The sequence below is a fragment of the Hornefia porci genome, assembly GCF_001940235.1.
Taxonomy (GTDB): Bacteria; Bacillota; Clostridia; order Peptostreptococcales; family Anaerovoracaceae; genus Aminicella; species Aminicella porci.
In genome coordinates this window covers 971,711-989,873 of sequence record NZ_MJIE01000001.1, presented here as the reverse complement: position 1 = coordinate 989,873, position 18,163 = coordinate 971,711, and the positions used below count along the sequence as shown (strand labels likewise).

Annotated in this window: 15 protein-coding genes; 12 read left to right on the top strand and 3 right to left on the bottom strand. The window is 53.3% G+C overall.

The features are described 5' to 3' along the window. The first annotated feature begins 13 nt into the window (after positions 1–13). From BHK98_RS04760 to BHK98_RS04750, 3 genes are all read left to right on the top strand, one after another. Positions 14–1,321, top strand: coding sequence for an FAD-binding protein (locus BHK98_RS04760; RefSeq protein ID WP_075712426.1), 1,308 nt, complete (start codon positions 14–16; stop codon positions 1,319–1,321). A gap of 255 nt (positions 1,322–1,576) precedes the next feature. Beyond that, positions 1,577–4,219, top strand: a complete 2,643-nt coding sequence (locus tag BHK98_RS04755) for a bifunctional glycosyltransferase/CDP-glycerol:glycerophosphate glycerophosphotransferase (protein ID WP_075712425.1) — start codon at positions 1,577–1,579, stop codon at positions 4,217–4,219. 66 nt (positions 4,220–4,285) lie between these two features. Next, a complete protein-coding gene (locus BHK98_RS04750) occupies positions 4,286–5,797 on the top strand; it encodes a polysaccharide deacetylase family protein (RefSeq protein ID WP_143404535.1) in 1,512 nt (503 codons plus the stop codon). A gap of 7 nt (positions 5,798–5,804) precedes the next feature. Here BHK98_RS04750 and BHK98_RS04745 read toward each other — a convergent pair whose 3' ends face one another. Next, positions 5,805–6,377, bottom strand: a complete 573-nt coding sequence (locus BHK98_RS04745; protein ID WP_075712423.1) for a Maf family protein — start codon at positions 6,375–6,377, stop codon at positions 5,805–5,807. Positions 6,378–6,592: 215 nt separating this feature from the next. Between BHK98_RS04745 and BHK98_RS04740 the strand changes: the two genes are divergently transcribed. The 5 genes from BHK98_RS04740 to BHK98_RS04720 are packed head-to-tail and all read left to right on the top strand — an operon-like array spanning position 6,593 to position 12,292. Next, complete coding sequence (locus BHK98_RS04740; protein ID WP_075712422.1) at positions 6,593–7,762, top strand: CDP-glycerol glycerophosphotransferase family protein; 1,170 nt, start codon at positions 6,593–6,595, stop codon at positions 7,760–7,762. Beyond that, positions 7,746–8,882, top strand: coding sequence for a CDP-glycerol glycerophosphotransferase family protein (locus BHK98_RS04735; protein WP_075712421.1), 1,137 nt, complete (start codon positions 7,746–7,748; stop codon positions 8,880–8,882). The genes BHK98_RS04740 and BHK98_RS04735 overlap by 17 nt, the downstream gene beginning before the upstream one ends. 21 nt (positions 8,883–8,903) lie before the next feature. Then, a complete protein-coding gene (locus BHK98_RS04730; RefSeq protein WP_075712420.1) occupies positions 8,904–9,617 on the top strand; it encodes an IspD/TarI family cytidylyltransferase in 714 nt (237 codons plus the stop codon). Further along, positions 9,611–10,636, top strand: a complete 1,026-nt coding sequence (locus tag BHK98_RS04725) for a ribitol-5-phosphate dehydrogenase (protein ID WP_075712419.1) — start codon at positions 9,611–9,613, stop codon at positions 10,634–10,636. Before BHK98_RS04730 ends, BHK98_RS04725 begins: the two co-directional genes overlap by 7 nt. Positions 10,637–10,648: 12 nt before the next feature. Continuing rightward, complete coding sequence (locus BHK98_RS04720) at positions 10,649–12,292, top strand: CDP-glycerol glycerophosphotransferase family protein (RefSeq protein WP_075712418.1); 1,644 nt, start codon at positions 10,649–10,651, stop codon at positions 12,290–12,292. Between the two features lie 156 nt (positions 12,293–12,448). Here BHK98_RS04720 and tagD read toward each other — a convergent pair whose 3' ends face one another. Together tagD and BHK98_RS04710 are read right to left on the bottom strand one after the other, a co-directional pair. Next, positions 12,449–12,838 (bottom strand): glycerol-3-phosphate cytidylyltransferase, encoded by a 390-nt coding sequence (gene tagD / locus BHK98_RS04715; RefSeq protein WP_075712417.1) that lies wholly within the window; start codon positions 12,836–12,838, stop codon positions 12,449–12,451. A gap of 85 nt (positions 12,839–12,923) precedes the next feature. Next, entirely contained in the window at positions 12,924–14,333 is a 1,410-nt protein-coding gene (locus BHK98_RS04710) for a CDP-glycerol glycerophosphotransferase family protein (RefSeq protein WP_083628051.1), read from the bottom strand. A gap of 358 nt (positions 14,334–14,691) precedes the next feature. On the opposite strand from BHK98_RS04710, the gene BHK98_RS04705 reads away from it, so the two are divergent. The 4 genes from BHK98_RS04705 (at position 14,692) to BHK98_RS04690 (ending at position 18,105) form a co-directional block, all read left to right on the top strand. Next, complete coding sequence (locus tag BHK98_RS04705) at positions 14,692–15,498, top strand: ABC transporter permease (RefSeq protein WP_158024461.1); 807 nt, start codon at positions 14,692–14,694, stop codon at positions 15,496–15,498. A 76-nt stretch (positions 15,499–15,574) separates the two neighbouring features. After that, entirely contained in the window at positions 15,575–16,405 is an 831-nt protein-coding gene (locus BHK98_RS04700; RefSeq protein WP_075712416.1) for an ABC transporter ATP-binding protein, read from the top strand. Continuing rightward, the gene (locus BHK98_RS04695; protein WP_075712415.1) at positions 16,402–17,730 is read left to right on the top strand and encodes an LCP family protein; all 1,329 of its coding nucleotides are present in this window, start codon (positions 16,402–16,404) and stop codon (positions 17,728–17,730) included. Before BHK98_RS04700 ends, BHK98_RS04695 begins: the two co-directional genes overlap by 4 nt. Positions 17,731–17,790: 60 nt before the next feature. Then, positions 17,791–18,105 (top strand): putative signal transducing protein, encoded by a 315-nt coding sequence (locus BHK98_RS04690; RefSeq protein ID WP_075712414.1) that lies wholly within the window; start codon positions 17,791–17,793, stop codon positions 18,103–18,105. The last annotated feature ends 58 nt before the right edge of the window (positions 18,106–18,163 follow it).

The following is an 18,163-nucleotide window of genomic DNA, read 5'->3' as shown; positions in this document are numbered from 1 at the left end:
AGGAGGAGTAACAATGGCTATTGAAATTATAAAAGAAAAATGTACCGGTTGCGGACTTTGCTTCAAAGCCTGCCCATATGACGCCTTCGAGTTTGAGCCTTATGATGGAAATAAGCTCGGCAGAGTCTGCAAGGTGAATGACAAGTGCAATTTCTGTAACCAGTGTCTGACATCCTGCAAATTCGGCGCGATTAAAGAAGTTCAGGTCGGCGGAGCGGTTGACCTTTCCGCTTACAAGCACATCTGGGTTTACGCTGAGCAGAGAGACGGCAAACTGATGAACGTTGCCCTTGAGCTGATCGGCGAAGGCTACAGACTGGCGAAGGAAATCAGCGAGGACACGCAGGTATGCGCAGTTCTGGTCGGAAACAACATCGACCACCTGGCTTCCGAGTGCTTCGAGTACGGTGCCGACAAGGTCTACATGATCCAGGATCCGCTTCTGGAGCACTACACCACAGATGCCTACACCAAGGTTATCACCGATGCTATCGACGTATACAAGCCGGAAATCGTTCTGTACGGTGCGACCCATATCGGACGCGACCTGGCTCCGAGAATCGCCGCGAGATGCAACACCGGTCTGACCGCGGACTGCACCAGACTGGACGTCAAGGTTTCCAGCTACATCGACTTCGCAAAGAAGAAGACCACTCTGGACACCTCCACTCTGGATCCGAATGATCCTTCCACAGGAATCAAGCAGACACGTCCTGCTTTCGGCGGAAACCTGATGGCGACCATCATCTGCCCGAAGACAAGACCGCAGATGTCCACAGTACGCCCCGGCGTAATGCAGAAGAGAGAAAAGGTAGAGGGAGCGACCGGCGAGATCATCAACGTCAAGCCGGAGATCTCCGAGTCCGATATCCATGTTCAGATTGTCGATGTTGTTAAATCCGCTAAGGAAATGGTTTCACTGACGGACGCTGACATCATCTGCTCCGGCGGACGTGGTCTGGGCGATGCTTCAGGATTTGAACTGATCAAGAAGTTTGCTGACAAAGTCGGCGGCGTTGTAGGTTCTTCCCGTGCGGCAGTCGACGCAGGATGGATCGATCATTCTCATCAGGTTGGACAGACCGGTACCACCGTTAAGCCGAAAATCTATTTCGCCTGCGGAATCTCCGGTGCGATCCAGCACCTGGCCGGAATGCAGACCTCCGACATCATCGTCGCGATCAACAAGGATCCGGATGCTCCGATCTTCGAGGTTGCGGACTATGGTATCGTAGGAGACCTGTATAAGGTTATTCCGGAAATCATCGCAGAGTGGGATAAGGCAGAGGACCTCCACGACGCAGCGACCAAGAAGAACTGATAAAGTTCGTTAAATGCTTACCGATCCCCGGCTTTGCCGGGGATTTTCTATTGGGTGAATTGAAAAATTATGGTATACTGAAAAGGCGATTTGCATATGCTCATTGAGCCCTGCCGGACGCAACAGGCGCTGACAGACAACGGTCTGCCGGCAGCGCTGCTGAGCACATTTATTTAGTTCGTTTTTGCATAAGGGGAAAACAGTTGAGTGGAACTGTGGAGCAGCGGTTTCACGAAATACAGAAGGAGTGGGATTTTGGATATTTCAGTAATTTTACCGACGTATAACAACGGGAAGTATATTGAACGCGCGGTGAATTCTGTAATCAATCAGGGGATTGAGGAGCTTGAGCTGATTGTAATTAACGATGGCTCTACCGACAATTCCGCGGAGATTCTTGAGGATCTGGCGGGGAAGCATCCCTGCATCCGGGTTATCACCCAGGAAAACCGCGGTGTATCCGCAGCGCGAAACGCGGGACTGGATGCTGCTTCAGGGGAGTTCGTGGCCTTTCTGGACGGAGACGATAACTTTCGTCCTGATGCGCTTGAAGAAATGCTCTACCTTGCCGGGCAGTGGGAAGCAGATCTCGTGGTGGGAGAACTCCGCAGAATTCAGAGCTTCGGAGAAAGCATCATGAAGAACAGCAGAATGATGTCTCAAAAGGTAATGCTTCGAAAGGAAGACATAGGGTTTGTAAACAGCTTCAGCGTCTGCAACAAAATGTTTCGGCGGAGTGTAATCGAAGAGCACCGGCTTCGATTCAGGAAAATCCGGCATGCGGAGGACGGAGTGTTCCTGTATTCCTTTCTGAATGCCTGCGGGCAAATCATCGGATGCCCCCGTGTCGTATATGAATATCACAGAGCACTTCCCTTTGAGGCGAAGAGCGCTTTGAGCAGGCTGGACGCGCCTATGTTTGACAGTCTGACGGCGGCTGTGGAGGAGATTCGGAAACTGGCAGAGAAGTGGTCGGAAACTGTGCAGAGAGAACTCAACGTAAGGATATTCCGTACATCCATCGTGAATGAGTATTACAGACATCTTTGGATTCTGGAGAAAGAGACTCTTTCAAAGGTTATGACGACAGCGGAGAAGTATCGTGAAAAACTGACGGAAGAAGAGCTGACCGCATTGGAACCGGCGATGACAGACCTGGAATCTGAAGGAAGACTGAAAACGAAAGAGGAAATCCTGCAGGATCCGTATCTGAGCGTGGCGGTCGCCGCAGGCATGAAGGAAAAGGAGCTTTCCCGGTTCCTCGACACCATGTACTATCAGGACTGTCCGAATTTCGAGGTCCGGCTGGACGGCTGCTATCGTCAGAGTGTTCCGGAGGAATATGCGAAAAAAGAGAATCTGTATATCGCCGATCAGGAAAACTGCGGATTGAGAGAACTGGCGTCACAGACGAAGGGACGCTGCCTGCAGATTATCGACGGGAGCGCCATATATAACGAGAATACGGTCAAACTGATGCTGCGGAACCTGCAGAAACTGGATGTTGACTTCATCTCCGTTCTTCCTCTGGGATACCGGGAGGGAACGACGGAGCGTATCGACCGTCTGAATAACTGCTTTACAAAGAAAGGACGCAGAAACGCGGAGAAAAATCCGAAGGTGATGGAGCGGCACAATGAAATCGACTGTCGCCTGTTCAACAAGCTTTTCCGAAGGAGCGCCCTGACGGAGGTTCTGGAGGAACTGGATGAAACCGCCGGCCCGGAGCAAGTCTGCGGAACCGCCTTCGGGAAGCTGACATACCGGCGTGTCGCCAATGTCCGCATCGGCCTTCAGTCCGGATACGAACCGAAGAAACCCAAGGCGCCGGCGGAACCGGAGGGATTGAAGCCTTCCGGGACGGAGGAGGCCGGAGAGAAGGACCGGAACGGGCTTCCTCTGGGAAATTCCTACTGGGTCGCCCGGAAGCTGCGGAGAGTACAGGCAGATAAAACTTTGTTCCTCGGTGTGGTTGCTCATGAGCCGGGAGGGAACCTGAGACCTCTGGCAGACGCCCTGAACGACCGAGGAGGTGATGTTCTGCAGGATGCGGCCGCGGCAGAGCTGGAACAGAGCGAACAGATCAACGTCGCCTATGCTGCGGATTATGCGACTGCGGGGACGCTGATTGCGGAGGACGACGATGTGGAAACGGACGGACTGGAGCTCCGGAAAAACCAGGAGCTGATCCGCCTCTGGCATACGCGGGGAGGGGATCTGCTGGAACATTCACCTCTGGTCAGTCCGCAGACGCGGGAGTACGGAATTCCGGAAACGGACAGGTTCTTCGACAGGGATGCCGCTCTGGCGGCCAGAAAGCGTCTTGAGCGCCGTTATCCCCGCCTGCGGGGACGGAAGCTGGCGCTGTTCGCACCGGCCTTCCACCAGGGACTCTCTGTTCAGACCGGATATGATTTTGAATATTTCAATCCCGGGCGCGTCAGCGACGCTCTTGGGGAGGATTTTGTGCTGGCGCTCTGCTGGCACCCGCGGACAAAGAGCTTTCTGGAGGATGAGACGGAGTTTCGCGACAGGGAAACGGTGGAATCCTTCGATCTCAACCTGTCTCGGGAAACGGATCTCAACGGACTGCTGCTGGCGGCAGACATCCTGATTACGGATTATACTGACCTGGGGTTCGCGTACAGTCTCCTGGAACGGCCGATGATACATTACTGGTTCGACGCTAACGACTATCTTCTGCGGAAAAAGCCCGGCCGCAGGCTGACCGAATATGCGTGGGGACAGCAGGTCTTTTCGGAGGAGGAGCTGATTGACGCTTTAAAGAATCCGCAGATTGACCCGGATGACAGGGCGGCGTTCCGTAACAGGTTTATGGAAAAATGCGACGGGCATTCAGCGGAGCGTATTGTGAACCGTATCGCCGCTAAATGGTGATTGAGAACATACAGTGCGGAAGGAAGAGAAAAGGAAGAGAAATGGCGCCGGCGGAGAGGCGGCGTGATGAAGATAATGAGAACAGAGAAGAATACCGGAGAGAAAATCAGAAAGGCAATCGGGAAGAGGGCCGTGGCTGTGGTCCTGGCGACACTGCTGATCCCCGGAGCAGTTTCGGTGATCTGGGCGGAGAATACTGATCCTGCGTCGTCATATATGGCAGTCGCCTCGTCAGAGAAGAGCAGCGACGCAGTCCGGAAGGCGGTCTCCCGGCTGCGGGTCCATGAGTTCCGGGGAGGAACAGAAAAGAAAAAGGCGGTCGTTCTGAAGTGGAAAAGAAACGATGAGGCGGACGCGTATTCCATTCAGCGTTACAGCAGGCGTACCGGACTGTATCGGGAAATCGCGGAGATTACCGCGAAATTCGGAACTTCGACCTGCCGTTATGTGGACCGCGGAGTGAAAAAGGGACGGTATTATCGCTACCGTATCCGGGCCCGGAAAAACGTGGACGGAAACGAGCTGTACGGAAAAACCTCCCGGAGCATCGGCGTATACCTGGCTCCCTCCGGATCGAAAAAGAATAATGTGAGCCGCGTCGCGACGAAAAAAAAGAGTTATCGTCTGGTGACAGGAGCGACGGTGAAGTCTGTTGTTGCGCTGAAAACGGGACGTGCCGGACAGAAGCCGTATAAAATGACAAAGAACTGGTATTCAAGTGACGAAAGTATTGCCGTGGTCTCCGCGAAAGGCAGGATACGCGCGAAGGATCAGGGCGAATGTTATATTTACTGTGCCGCTCACAACGGGAAGCGTGCGAAAATCCATGTCATGGTCGGAATGGATCCGAAGCAGAAAATCCGGACTGTGCCGATTCTCACGTTCCATCGGATCGTGCCGGACGAGATAAAGAACCGGTATTATGCGGACAATCAGTGGGTGGCGTCTCTGTCGGATTTCAGAAAACAGATCCGTTATCTGCACGACAACGGATTTGAAACCATTTCCGCAGATCAGTTCCGGAAGTGGTACCGCGGAGACATCGAGCTCCCTCAGAACAGTGTGATGCTGACCATGGACGACGGGTTCTATGAGGGATATTATCTCGTCTATCCGGTGATCCGCAAATACAAAATGAAAATGACGTCCTTCCTGGTCGGCACCAGAACGCAGGAGACAACAGAACCTTACGACGGCTCGGCCAGGGAGCGTTTCATCGGATGGGACAAGATCCGGGAAGTCCGGGAGGAATATCCGCAATTCGAATTTCAGGCCCATTCCTGGGATCTGCATCATTATGAGAACGGAAGAGGAGCAGTTTACAGCAGAAGCTACGATGAACTGGCGGAGGATCTGAAAAAATGCACAGACGCGGGATATGACTACATCGCATATCCCTACGGCTTCGCACCGGAAAACTACCTGCAGGCGGCCAGACACAGCGAAATGAAAATGGCGTTCGGCTTCGACCGGCATGTGTACGCCCGCAGGATCGATGATCCCTATAACATCCGCAGACTGAAGGTTAACGGGTTCATGACCATGAAAAAATTCCGGAAGCTGGTCCGGAATTACTGATCCCCGGTCAGAGGCGCGCGAGCTCCTGCAGCATACGCCTGCAGGGAAGTCCCACCACATTCTCAAAGTCGCCTTCGATGTGATCGATGTATTTTCCGAAGGTCCCCTGAATGGCGTAACCTCCGGCTTTGTCATAGGGCTCCTGCGTGCGGATGTATGCTTCGACAGCCGGATCACTGATGTTGCGAACGAATACCTTTGTACCCTCACAAAAGCATCTCCGGCGCGGTTCCCCCGCGACCAGGAGCGTCACGCCGGTGTATACGTGATGCACTGCGCCGCGAAGCTCCGTAATCATTTCCCGCGCCTCGCCGATATCGGCGGGCTTTCCGAGAATGCGCCTGGTGCAGACGACCGTATCGGCGGCGATGATTCGTCTGCCGGCAAGCTCGGGATAACGGGACTCCACCCAGAGAGCTTTTTTCAGGGACAGATACATAACGGCGTCCGGTCCGTCCGTGTCCGGCGGCAGCGTCTCATCGACCTCCGCGGGGACCGTCAGGAAGCGCAGGCCGTGAGCCCTCATCAGCTCGGACCTTCTGGGAGATGCGGATGCGAGGATATATTCTGAAGCTGTCATGATGAAACCTCCGTTTCTGTTACTGCGTACTGTGCGATACCTCTTGATTATATCACAAAGAGCGGTTCTCGGCGCGCAGATTTCGGGAGGCGGACTTTACCGGGCCAGCCGGATTATGGTATAGTGTAGGGGGGTGCGAAGAAACCCGGGAACAGAGAAACGGTGACACAGAGTGCGTGCCGCAGGCGGCACGGCAGAAAACTACTGGAGCATTCATGAGATATTTCAAGAACGGAATCAGCGCGGTGGCGTTTATCCTGCTGAGCCGGCTGATCGCTATTTTTACAGAGGTAAGGGAAAACAAAGTTTTTTTCGTCTCCGATGTCCGGGCGGAGCTGGGCGGAAATCTGAAGGATGTTTATGATTATCTCGACGGGAGTTACGAAAAAGTGACGTACCTGAAAGCAGACCGGAGACAGATCACAGGACCGGGGAAATTCCTCCGGTTTGTTTACGATATGACCACGGCGGGAACAATTCTCCTGGAGGATTATTTCCGATATACCTCCTATTACAGCGTCAGGCCGGGACAGCAGATCTGCCAGCTCTGGCACGGCGCCGGCGCATTTAAAAAATTCGGCTACAGCCGCGCCGCCGGAAATGAAAAAATCCGCATTCATAAAGGGTATCGGAAATACGCGAAGGCCATCGTCAGTGCGGAGAGCATCCGGGGCTGCTATGCGGAGGCCTTCGGGCTGCCGCCGGAGAAGGTCAGGGCCACCGGAGTTCCGCGGACGGATCTGTTTTTCGATGCACAGAAGATTCGGGAGACGCAGAACGCCCTGTATGAGGAATTTCCGCAGCTCAGACAGAAGAAGGTCGTTCTGTTTGCACCCACCTATCGGGGGCTCCGGGCAGACGATGCGGGGTATGATTTCGACCGTCTGGATCTTGAGAGGATTCGCGAGGGACTTGGCGAGGACTTTATCTTTGTGTTTAAATGGCACCCGGCGGTGTACAACAATATTCTCCGCCGTCAGGGGGGAGAATGGGATCCCGGGAAATACGGAGACTTTTATCTGGATTTATCGGAGCATCGGGAAATTAATGACCTGCTGCTGGTGACTGACGTCCTGATTACTGATTACTCTTCAGTCATCTTCGACTATTTCTTTGTGAATAAACCTGTCGTGTTCTACGCCTATGACAGGGAACTGTACGCCGACGGGCGGGGGCTGTATTATCCCTACGAGGATTATCTGTACGGTCCGGTTGTGACCGGGCAGCAGGAGCTGATTCGCGCCGTCCGGGAGGGAGACATGGCGGAAGAAAAAAGGAGGGCCTTCGGGCAGCGCTTCCTCAGCGCATGCGACGGGCATTCCACGGAGAAAACCTGTAAATGGATATTCGGGAAGGAGACGGGAACGGATGGAAATCGTGATTAATATCGGCGTGGCGTTCCTGAACCTGATCTATTGCTTTCACAAGCTTGCTCCGGTCAGGAACAGGGTTTCTGTCATCAGCAGACAGAGTGCGGTCCCGTCGCCTGATGTGAAGCTGCTTCTTGAGGAAATCGGAAAGGAATACCCGGAGATTGAGACGCATACCCTGTACCGGATGATTCCTCCGGGACTGTCCGGAAAGGTGAAATATCTCTTTCATATGATGGGACCGGAGATGCACGCGCTTGCGACCTCCAGAGTCGTCATTCTGGAGGGATACTGCATCACCGCCAGCGTGCTGCGGCACAGACGTTCGCTGAAAATCCTGCAGATGTGGCACGCCCTGGGGATCTGTAAAAAATTCGGATACTATGTTGAAGGTGAGGCAGAGGGCTACAGCCCGAAGCTTATCCGCGCTCTGAGGATGCACCGGAATTACGATGCGATTCTGGCCAGCAGTGAATTCTGCCGTCCGTATTACGCAAAGGCGTTTCATTATCCGGAAGAGATGGTGAAGGTTCTGCCGCTCCCCCGTGTGGATCTGCTGCGGAGCAGCGTGTTCATGGAGGAGAGAGGGAACAGGATCCGCGCAGCCTATCCGGAGCTGGGAGGCGGAAAAAAGAACATCCTCTATGCGCCCACCTTCCGAAAGGGCGTGGACACCGCACAGGCTGTCCGCGGGCTGATCGATGCTGTGGACCGGACCCGCTTCAATCTGATCGTCAAGCTTCATCCGGTGGAACGGAGAAAGCTGGACCTTGCGGGGGTGTTCCGGTGCCCTGAGTACAGCAGTCTGGAGCTGCTGTCTGTGGCGGATTATGTGATTACTGATTATTCGGCGTTTCTTTTTGAGGCAGCCGTTGCGGGCAGACCTTTGTTCTTCTATACGTGGGATCTTGACGACTATCTTCAGCGCCGGGGATTCTGCATCGACTTTCCGGCGGAAATGCCGCAGGAGCTGTACCGGGAACCGGAGGGGGTCATGAAGGCGATTGAGGAGGAACGCTGGGATCCGGCGAAGCAGAAGGCGTTCGCAGATCGCTTCGTGGCGGGCGGCACGCGAAATACGAATAAACTTGCGCAGTTTGTGGGATTATTATATAATAAATCTATTAACGTCTGATACATGGAGAGGAGGACAGATATGATTTTTGGAGCAGTATTGGCCGGCGGCAAGGGAACCCGCATGGGCAATGTAGATAAACCGAAGCAGTTTCTGACCATCGGCGGCAAGCCGATTATCGTTCATACGGTAGAGAAGTTCGTAATGAATGACAAGTTCGAGAAGGTGATCGTGCTCTGCCCGGAGCAGTGGATTTCCTATACAAAGGATCTTTTTCGCAAGTATCTTCCGGACGGCAGCAGAGTGGAAGTGATTCAGGGAGGCGCAGTCCGTAATGAGACGATTATGAATGCGATCCGGTATATTGAGGAGAATTACGGACTGGATGAGGATACCATCATGGTTACCCACGATGCTGTCCGGCCCTTTGTCACTCACCGCATCATTGAAGAGAATATCGAGAAGGCGCAGCAGGGCGTGATCTGTGACACGGTGATTCCCGCGACGGATACCATTGTGGAAAGCCGGGACGGGGCGGTGATCAGTGCGATTCCGGACCGCAAGTTCTATTATCAGGGGCAGACGCCTCAGAGCTTCCGGGCGGCGGCCTTCAAACGGCTTTATCAGGAGCTGACGGAGGAGGAACGGGAAATCCTGACAGACGCGGCGAAGGTCTTTGTGATGAAGGGCGAAAAGGTCACGCTGGTACAGGGCGAGACGTTCAATATCAAAGTGACGTATCCGTATGATCTGCAGCTGGCAGAAACTTTGCTGGGAGGGGAGAAAAAGTGCTGAATACGATTTACCGGCTGGTAGCGCCCCGGCGTTTCGAGGCGGAGTTTTCTGATATCAGCCTGACGGATGACAATATTATTGTCCGGCCCACTCATCTGTCGATCTGCAATGCGGATCAGAGATATTATCAGGGCAAGAGGGCGCCGGAGGTGCTGAAGAAGAAGCTTCCGATGGCGCTGATTCATGAAGGCATCGGCGATGTGCTGTACGACCCCCGGGGGGAGTATAAGCCGGGGCAGTCGGTGGCGATGGTGCCGAATACGCCGGTGGAAAAGGACGATGTTATCGCGGAAAATTATCTGCGCAGCAGTAAGTTCCGGGCCAGCGGCTTCGACGGCTTCATGCAGGACAGTGTCGCTATCGGCAGAGACCGTCTTGTACTTCTGCCGGAAGGGATCAACAAAAGAGTGGCAGCGTTTACAGAACTCGTGTCGGTCAGCTACCACACGATTAACCGTTTCGATGTCAGAGCACACCGCCGCCGTGACAGGATCGGCGTCTGGGGTGACGGAAATCTGGCGTTTATCACGGCGCTGCTGCTGAAAAAGAGGATGCCGGACAGTCAGGTGCTGATTTTCGGAAAGAATGACTACAAGATGGCGGATTTCGTGTTTGCGGACGCAACGTATGACATCACGGACATCCCGCAGGAGCTGCGGGTGGACCACGCGTTCGAATGCGTCGGGACGGAGGCCTCGGGAATTGCCGTCAATCAGATTATCGATTTTATTAATCCGGAAGGAACCATTGCGATCATGGGAGTGTCGGAGAATCCGGTGCCCCTGAACACACGCATGATTCTGGAGAAGGGACTGAATGTGTTCGGCTCCAGCAGAAGCGGCGTACAGGATTTTCGGGATACGATTCAGCTGTATAACTCCAACAAGGACGTGGAGGAATATCTGGAGAGTATCATTGGAGAGACCATTACGGTCCGTTCCATCGCGGACATGAACCGCGCGTTCGACGCGGATATTCGCAAGAGCGGAGGAAAAACCGTGATGGTCTGGGAGAAGTAAAGGAACCGGTATATGACGAAACTGATTATCGATCAGGTAAAGTATCAGAGGATTATTCTGCACATCAGCGGGCATGTGGAGGATGTGAAGACCCTCGAAGGCGCCCGCTTTTATCTGCGGGAACAGAAGCAGAAGCGGGAACTGGATATCGAGGCTGTGGAAACAGAGGGGAATCGCTTCCGTCTGCGCATCAATGTCATGGAGCTGGACGGGGAATACCCGATCCGAACAGGGAAATGGTATCTGCGCGCCGACATCGGTGATGAGAAACGGCTGAGAGACTATGTTTCCGATCCGGTTTATGATCGGGTTTACATGTCAATTCTGGACGGAACCAGAACAGACCTTCTGGTGGACCGCAGCGCGACGCAGAGCTGGTACGGCATTTCCAGGCTGAACGTCAGTGACTGGACCTATTATCTGGACGTCACCTTTATTTTTCCGGAACAGCTGACCGGATTCCGGAAATTCACACAGCAGCTGAAAAAGAATCTGTACCGGCAGTACCGCAGGCTGGCCACCTGGGGCTTTCATGTGGTCTTCAATATATTCAACAACAGGCCCAAGAAGGGGAACCAGGTATTCTTCACTTCCGACCGGACTAACGAGCTGGCCGGGAATGAGAAGTTTGTCTATGAGCGTATGATCGAGCGGGGTCTGGGAGACAAATATGTATTCAGATTTTCTTTCAAGGACGGCATCAAGGCGCGGCGCAGTTTCCGGGAGAAATTCCGCTTTACCCATGATCTGGCGACCTCGGATGTGATTTTCACGGATGATTATCAGCCGGAGCTGTACAAAAATGAGTACGACCCGGATGTCAAGTTGGTGCAGCTGTGGCACGCCTGCGGCGCGTTCAAAACCATCGGATTCGAGCGACTGGGCAAAAAGGGCGCGCCGATGCTCCTGACCAGAACGCATAAGAATTACACCCATGTGATTGTGAGCTCGGAGCATTCCGCCCGGCATAACGCGGAGGCGTTCGCCCTCAGCGAGAGCAAATTCTATCCGGTGGGAATCCCCCGAACGGACGTGTTCTTTGACCGGGAATATCTGGAACGCACCGCAGAAAAGGTTCGCGCTCATTATCCGCAGCTGCCGGAGGCGAAAAAGGTGATTCTCTACGCCCCGACCTTCCGGGGAAATAACGCCCGCAGTGCGTCTTTCCCGCTGCAGATAATCAACTTCCATATTCTCGGCGACTTTCTGAGGGACAAAGGCTACTGCATGATGATCAAGCTGCATCCCTTTGTAAAGAGTGAAATCCGCATCCCGCAGGAATATCAGGACTACTTCATTGACGCGACCGACTACCCAGACATCAACGAACTGCTGACGGTAACCGATGTTCTGGTCACGGACTATTCCTCGGTCATCTATGAGGCGGCTCTTCTGAACATCCCGATGCTGTTCTTCGCCTTCGACCTGGACAATTACGACGATGACAGAGGCTTTTACGAACCCTACGAGGAAATCGTGCCCGGCAAAATCGTGAAGACCCTCCGGGCTCTCGTCGAAGCCATCGGAAACGAGGACTACGAAGCAGAAAAACTGCAGGGCTTCCTGACGAAGAACTTCCGCGACCTGGACGGCCATTCCACAGACCGCGTAATTGACCTGATCTTCGGAAACGACGACGGGAATTCACTGGCATAGGCCGTTGCCCGCATAAGCCTGCGGCGGCCGGGTTCCTAACCTTAATCGACTGACTATCTGACGGCCTGAGTGAGATGGATTGAAACTGACAGCTATGGTTCAAACCTTCTGGTTTGATGGGACAATACAGGCTTCCGAATACCAGAGAGCTGTCTTTTATTTTTTTAGTTCGTTTTTGATTTGTGTTGTGGAGATCTCCGGAGTTCGCGGCAGATAGACAACATCGCAGTAGTCTTTAAGGAAATCGAATTTTCCTTTCCAGTCGTCTCCGATGACAAAGGTATCAATTTTGAACTCTTTTACGTCGCTGAGTTTTTGTTCCCAGTTCTCTTCAGGAATAACCAGATCCACATAACGGATGGCTTCTACGAGGTTTTTACGCTGTTCGTAGGTAAAGTAGCATTTCTTGTGCTTCTGATTCCAGTTGAACTCGTCGGTTGAGATGGCGACGATCAGATAATCGCCGTATTCTTTTGCTCTCCGGAGAAGATTTACATGACCGTAATGCAGCAGGTCAAAGGTTCCGTAGGTAATAACTCTCTTCATCAGTTCGCTCTCCTTTGCTCTTTCTTTATTTCATTTTCATCTTTCGTTTCGCCGCGGCACGCCCACGCGCTTTGCCGCGGGCCTTTCACGGGCGTGCGGACTCCGACGCCTGCTCGATCAGCGCGATCGTCCGTTCGGTCGCATGGCCGTCGCATGCTCCGACGAAGCGGTTTTTAAAGTCAATGATTTTTTGTTTATCGAAGCACCGGTCGATATGCTGAATGCAGTCGATGAGTTCCTCTGTCGTGGAGCAGATCGGTCCGGGCGTGATTTCGTCATATTTGTAGTATAAGCCCCGATCCACATAATATTCATCCAGGTCGTAGGCGAAAAACAGCAGCGGGCGCTCCAGAAGCGCGTATTCAAAAGCGATTGAGGAGTAATCCGTGATGCAGATGTCTGCGATCATCAGCAGTCGCTCAATGGCGCCGACGATCGGAGTCCGGTTCATATCAAAGAGGAAGGTGTTCAGGAGGTCTTCCGGATAGCCCGGGAGATTCCTGACGGAGCCGTGCTGTTTGATCAGCAGCACGTATTCGTCACCGAGTGCCTGCGCCATCGCCCTGTAGTTCATGGCGGACGGTGCGGATGCGTTGGAAAGCCTGCCGCGATATGTCGGCGCGTAGAGAATGATTTTTTTCCCGGCAGTTGCGGGGAATTTCCGGTGGAGATCCTCGTAGCCTTTGCGGATGATGTCCGGATTATAGAACTGATCCGTGCGGGAAACGCCGATCGGAAGGAGCTTTCCGGAATCCGCGGGGATGTGCATGGATTCCTCGAAGATCCACGCCTGCTCCATGGAGGGGAGGGTAACAAAATCATAGTTCCGATACGCGTCGTACTCCTCCGCTTCTTCACGGGTACGTCCGAACTGCTCGTTTTCGATTGTGCTGTATCCCACCTTCTTGAGGATTCCCAGGCCATGCCAGAGCTGAATCAGCTTTGTTTCCGGACGGAGATCAAACTGACTCAGAAATTCGTTGGCGGAAGAAATGAAGATGGCTTTTGCGTCAGCAGCTTCCCGATAAAAATTCAGGATGTTTTCATAGGCTTCTATGTCAGAGCGTTTACGCAGCTGAGCGCCGATCATGACGACCCGGTATTTCCCCTGGGCCTTCAGGACATCAGAGAGATATCCGTTTGGAGCGCTCCTGGGACCGCCCTTTTCCAGAAATACAACTTTGTCCTTCACAGGCTGCTTCGCATATTTCGCATAGCACTGAGGACCGAGATCCTTAAGATAATGGGCCTTTACCTCCCGGCGGTACTGCCCGGCAAGAACATGATCCAGTCCCTGAAAAGAATCCTCCAGTTCCAGAATATGATCCATCGTTTCCTTGCGCTGCCGGGCGTCCATATGCAGGAAGGGCCGTTTTTTGTAATAGTCCGTCAGCTCCGCGTAGACACTCCGCGCTTTCTTTCTTCTTCTGTGCAGATCATAAGTGCCTGTCACGCCCCGATCCGCAAGATTAAGCAGTATCGCCCTGATACTCATTCACACCTCCACATTCACATTTTTCTCTCTGTAACGACAATGACCCGGTTTGAACTGTGCGCGCCGTCCTTCACGGAGTTTCCGCTGACAAGACAGATGCGCATGAAACACGAATTAAATATACCATATATTCTGAGAAAAGGCAATAACGCCCCGGCTGCAATAGGCGGTGTTTCCGTGCCGCCGCAATAAGCAGCATTCCGCGTCGCCGCTCTTCGATGCGCAGCGCTCTCGCGACCTCGCGTGCAACGCGCATCGCGGCCTGTCGCGCCCTGTTTTCAATGTACTGTTGCGAAGGGAGGGATTTTAGGATATAATACTATATACTGATTTGCAAAAAATGGATTGGAGAAGGGATTTGAATACACTTTCAGAGATCGTCAGCGATCATATTAAATTCCGCAGGCAGCTGCTGAAGCTTGCGAAATCCGATATCGTGAAGCAGTACCGCGGCGCGGCGCTCGGATGGATGTGGGCGGTCATATCACCGGCCGTTACGATTTTTGTTTTCTGGTTCGCGTTCTCCATCGGAGTCCGGCGGGGACACGATGTGGACGGGTATCCTTTTTTTCTGTGGATGATCAGCGGATTCATTCCGTGGTTTTATATGAAGGCGACGCTGACCGGCGGCGCGGGCTCTATCCGGAAGTATAAGTATCTGGTCAAGCGGATTAAGTTTCCGGTGGATACGATTCCGACTTTCGTGAGTCTGTCGAATCTGATCGTGAATCTGGCGCTGCAGATCATCATGATCTTCATTTTTATGGGTTTCGGATTCATGCCCACGAAATACTGCCTGCAGATTCCGCTGATTATTATCGGGATGTTTATTTTTTTCACCGCATGGAGTCTTATGGCGGGAATGCTGTCTGCCATGAGCAAGGACTTTCTGAACCTGGTGAAGTCTGTGACGCAGGCGCTGTTCTGGCTGTCGGGGGTTATTTATGATGCAAATCGGATCACAATTCCCTGGATTCGCGAGACGATGCTGTTCAACCCCATTACACTGGTCGCCAACGGCTACCGCAACGCCATGATTTATCACCGCTGGATATGGGAGTATCCGGGGCAGATCAGGAACTTTGTAATCATGACGGTGATCATGTGCGTTCTTGCGGTCTGGGCGTACAAAAGACTGAAGAAGGAGATTCCGGACGTAATCTGACGGCTCTCCGGAGCGTCGCCTCTTCTCGTACAGCGGGCACGATGAAACAAGACCGGACACAAAGAGATAATGAGATATGGAAGATAATAACACAAAGACGGCGATTTCATTTCGTCATGTCACAAAAACCTATAAACTGTATAAAGACGATAAGCAGCGGTTTCGCGCGATCTTTTTCAAAAATGTGAAGTGCAAGCAGAGGAAGGCGATCAACGATGTCTCCTTTGACGTTATGCCGCGGGAAGCGGTTGCGCTCTTCGGGCGGAACGGAGCCGGAAAGTCCACACTGCTGAAAATGATTACACAGGTCACCTATCCCTCCAGCGGAGAGGTCGAGGTCAACGGGAGAGTCAGCGCGCTGCTGGAGCTGACCGCCGGATTCGATCCGGAATTCACAGGACGGGAAAATATTTATTTCCGTGGAAACCTTCTGGGTCTGAAAGAGGAGGACGTCCGGGAACTGGAGCCGCAGATCATCGAATTCGCCGAGCTGGGCGACTATATGGACCAGCCGGTCAGAACGTATTCCAGCGGAATGAAAGCGCGTCTCGGCTTCGCGATTAACGTGAGCATCCATCCGGAGATCCTGATCGTGGACGAGGCGCTGAGTGTGGGGGACAAATCCTTCCGCAAGAAGTGCAAAGAAAAAATCAGGGAACTGGTGGAGGACGAAAATGTCACATTTCTTTTTGTGACTCATTCCACAGCAGTGGCCGAAGAATTTTGTACCCGCGGTCTCGTCATGAAGAAGGGAAAGCTGATTTTCGACGGCGGAATCAGCGAGGCTGCGGCGTTTTACGATGAAATGATTGAAAGGGAGGATGCCGAGAAGGCAGAGAGAAGAAGGAAAAAGAGAGAACGGCGCCTTGCGGAAAAACGGGCGCTGGAGAAAAAGGAGACTCTATGAAGCTGATTCAGAAACTCAGGAAAAAACCGGCGGCGGTTGTCGCACTGCTTCTGGTGGCGTTCCTGATTGTGACGGGCGCACTTGTGGCAACATCTGTCTACAGTATGCTGAACAGGGTGCAGAAGACGAAGAAGATCAGTACAAAGGAACTGTCCTGCGTGGATGTGGACGGGTATGTGAATATCGCACTGCTTGGCGTGGACTCGCGGAGCATGAAGAAAAAGAACCTGAAGCAGCATAATACAGACTGCATTATTATCGTCAGCATGAATGTGGAGACGAAAAAGGTCAATCTAATTTCCGTATACCGCGATACCTACACGAGGATCAACGGAACCGAGACCTACAACAAAATCAACAGCGCATACGCCTCCGGCGGTGCAGCCGGCGCAATGAAGACCATCAATCAGACGATGGATCTGAATGTATCGGAATATGTGCTGTTTAACTTCAAGATGGTGGCGAACCTGGTGGACAAGGTCGGCGGAATTACGGTGAACGTCCATGACTATGAGATTGAGGAGCTGAACAAATATACAAAGCAGACAGCCCATAATATCGGACAGAAGAAATACAAGCTGGTCAAGAAGGCGGGAAAGCAGACGCTGGAAGGCGTGCAGGCGGTGTCATACGGCCGCATACGCAAGGGCGTCGGGGACGACTTCAAGCGTACCAGCCGGATGCGCGTGGTCATCAAGAAGGTGACAAAAAAGCTGCAGGAGAAGAATCTGGCGGAACTGATGGACATTATGGATGATCTGCTTCCGCAGATTGAAACGAATCTGTCCAATAACGATATGATTGGCCTGGCGCAGCGGCTCTCCAAGATGGAGTTCGGCAAGAGCATCGGCTGGCCGTATAATGTGACCACAGGGAACCTGAACGGTATTTCTTATGTGTTCCCGTCCGACCTGGCGGCGAATGTGGTGAAATTACATCAGCAGATGTTCGGGCAGAAGGATTACAACGTTTCAGGAACGGTTTCTACGATTGCTGCGCAGATTGCCGGTGCGGCGGGAGGCTCGACACAGAGCTCCGGGGGAACGGCAGGCACCTCGGGCAGCACTTACAGCGGAAGCGGAAGCTACGGAGGGAGCACCTCCGGCGGGACTTCCGGAAGCTCCGGTTCGTCCGGCTCATCCGCATCGAAATCCTCCGGCAGCAGCACAGGAAGCTCGGGAAGCTCCGGGCCCTCAGGCAGTTCAGGCAGCTCCGGCAGTTCGGGCAGCTCCGGGGGAAGCTCGTCCGGAAGTTCAGGCGGAAGTTCGGGCGGTTCGGGCAGCTCAGGCGGTACCGGCGGAGGAACGGCAGAGGGCGGCGAGTAAGCTGCGGAAGAGGAATAGCGGGGCTGCAGACAGAAGAACAGTCAAGGAGGTCATAACCGGATGGCGGAAATATTCAGAAGACGGGGAGGGAAGGCCTCTCCGGAGCAGGAAGACAGCTATCGCTGGCGGGACGGGGCTTATCTCTGTACGGTCACCGACAGCTTCCAGGCGGATATTTTGGAATCCAAGCTGAGAAGCGAGAACATTCCCTGCGAGAAAAAATATGTCGGTTCCAGTAATTATCTGGAGATTGTGTTCGGGACGAATACGGTGGGTGAGATCGAGCTGTATGTGCCGGCGGAATGCCTGGAGGACGCGAGGAACATCATCGTTCCGGTAGATCTGGACGACTGTGAAGAACTTTCCGGGGAGTAGAGGCGCGAGGAGCCGGCTTTCCGCGGAACAGGAGAAAAGAGGAACAGCGGATAATATA

Coding starts and splice junctions, on each gene's coding strand:
- BHK98_RS04760 (WP_075712426.1), top strand. CDS start 14: ATGGCTATTGAAATTATAAAAGAAAAATGTACCGGTTGCGGACTTTGC.
- BHK98_RS04750 (WP_143404535.1), top strand. CDS start 4,286: ATGAAGATAATGAGAACAGAGAAGAATACCGGAGAGAAAATCAGAAAG.
- BHK98_RS04745 (WP_075712423.1), bottom strand. CDS start 6,377: ATGACAGCTTCAGAATATATCCTCGCATCCGCATCTCCCAGAAGGTCC.
- BHK98_RS04740 (WP_075712422.1), top strand. CDS start 6,593: ATGAGATATTTCAAGAACGGAATCAGCGCGGTGGCGTTTATCCTGCTG.
- BHK98_RS04735 (WP_075712421.1), top strand. CDS start 7,746: ATGGAAATCGTGATTAATATCGGCGTGGCGTTCCTGAACCTGATCTAT.
- BHK98_RS04730 (WP_075712420.1), top strand. CDS start 8,904: ATGATTTTTGGAGCAGTATTGGCCGGCGGCAAGGGAACCCGCATGGGC.
- BHK98_RS04720 (WP_075712418.1), top strand. CDS start 10,649: ATGACGAAACTGATTATCGATCAGGTAAAGTATCAGAGGATTATTCTG.
- tagD (WP_075712417.1), bottom strand. CDS start 12,838: ATGAAGAGAGTTATTACCTACGGAACCTTTGACCTGCTGCATTACGGT.
- BHK98_RS04710 (WP_083628051.1), bottom strand. CDS start 14,333: ATGAGTATCAGGGCGATACTGCTTAATCTTGCGGATCGGGGCGTGACA.
- BHK98_RS04700 (WP_075712416.1), top strand. CDS start 15,575: ATGGAAGATAATAACACAAAGACGGCGATTTCATTTCGTCATGTCACA.
- BHK98_RS04695 (WP_075712415.1), top strand. CDS start 16,402: ATGAAGCTGATTCAGAAACTCAGGAAAAAACCGGCGGCGGTTGTCGCA.
- BHK98_RS04690 (WP_075712414.1), top strand. CDS start 17,791: ATGGCGGAAATATTCAGAAGACGGGGAGGGAAGGCCTCTCCGGAGCAG.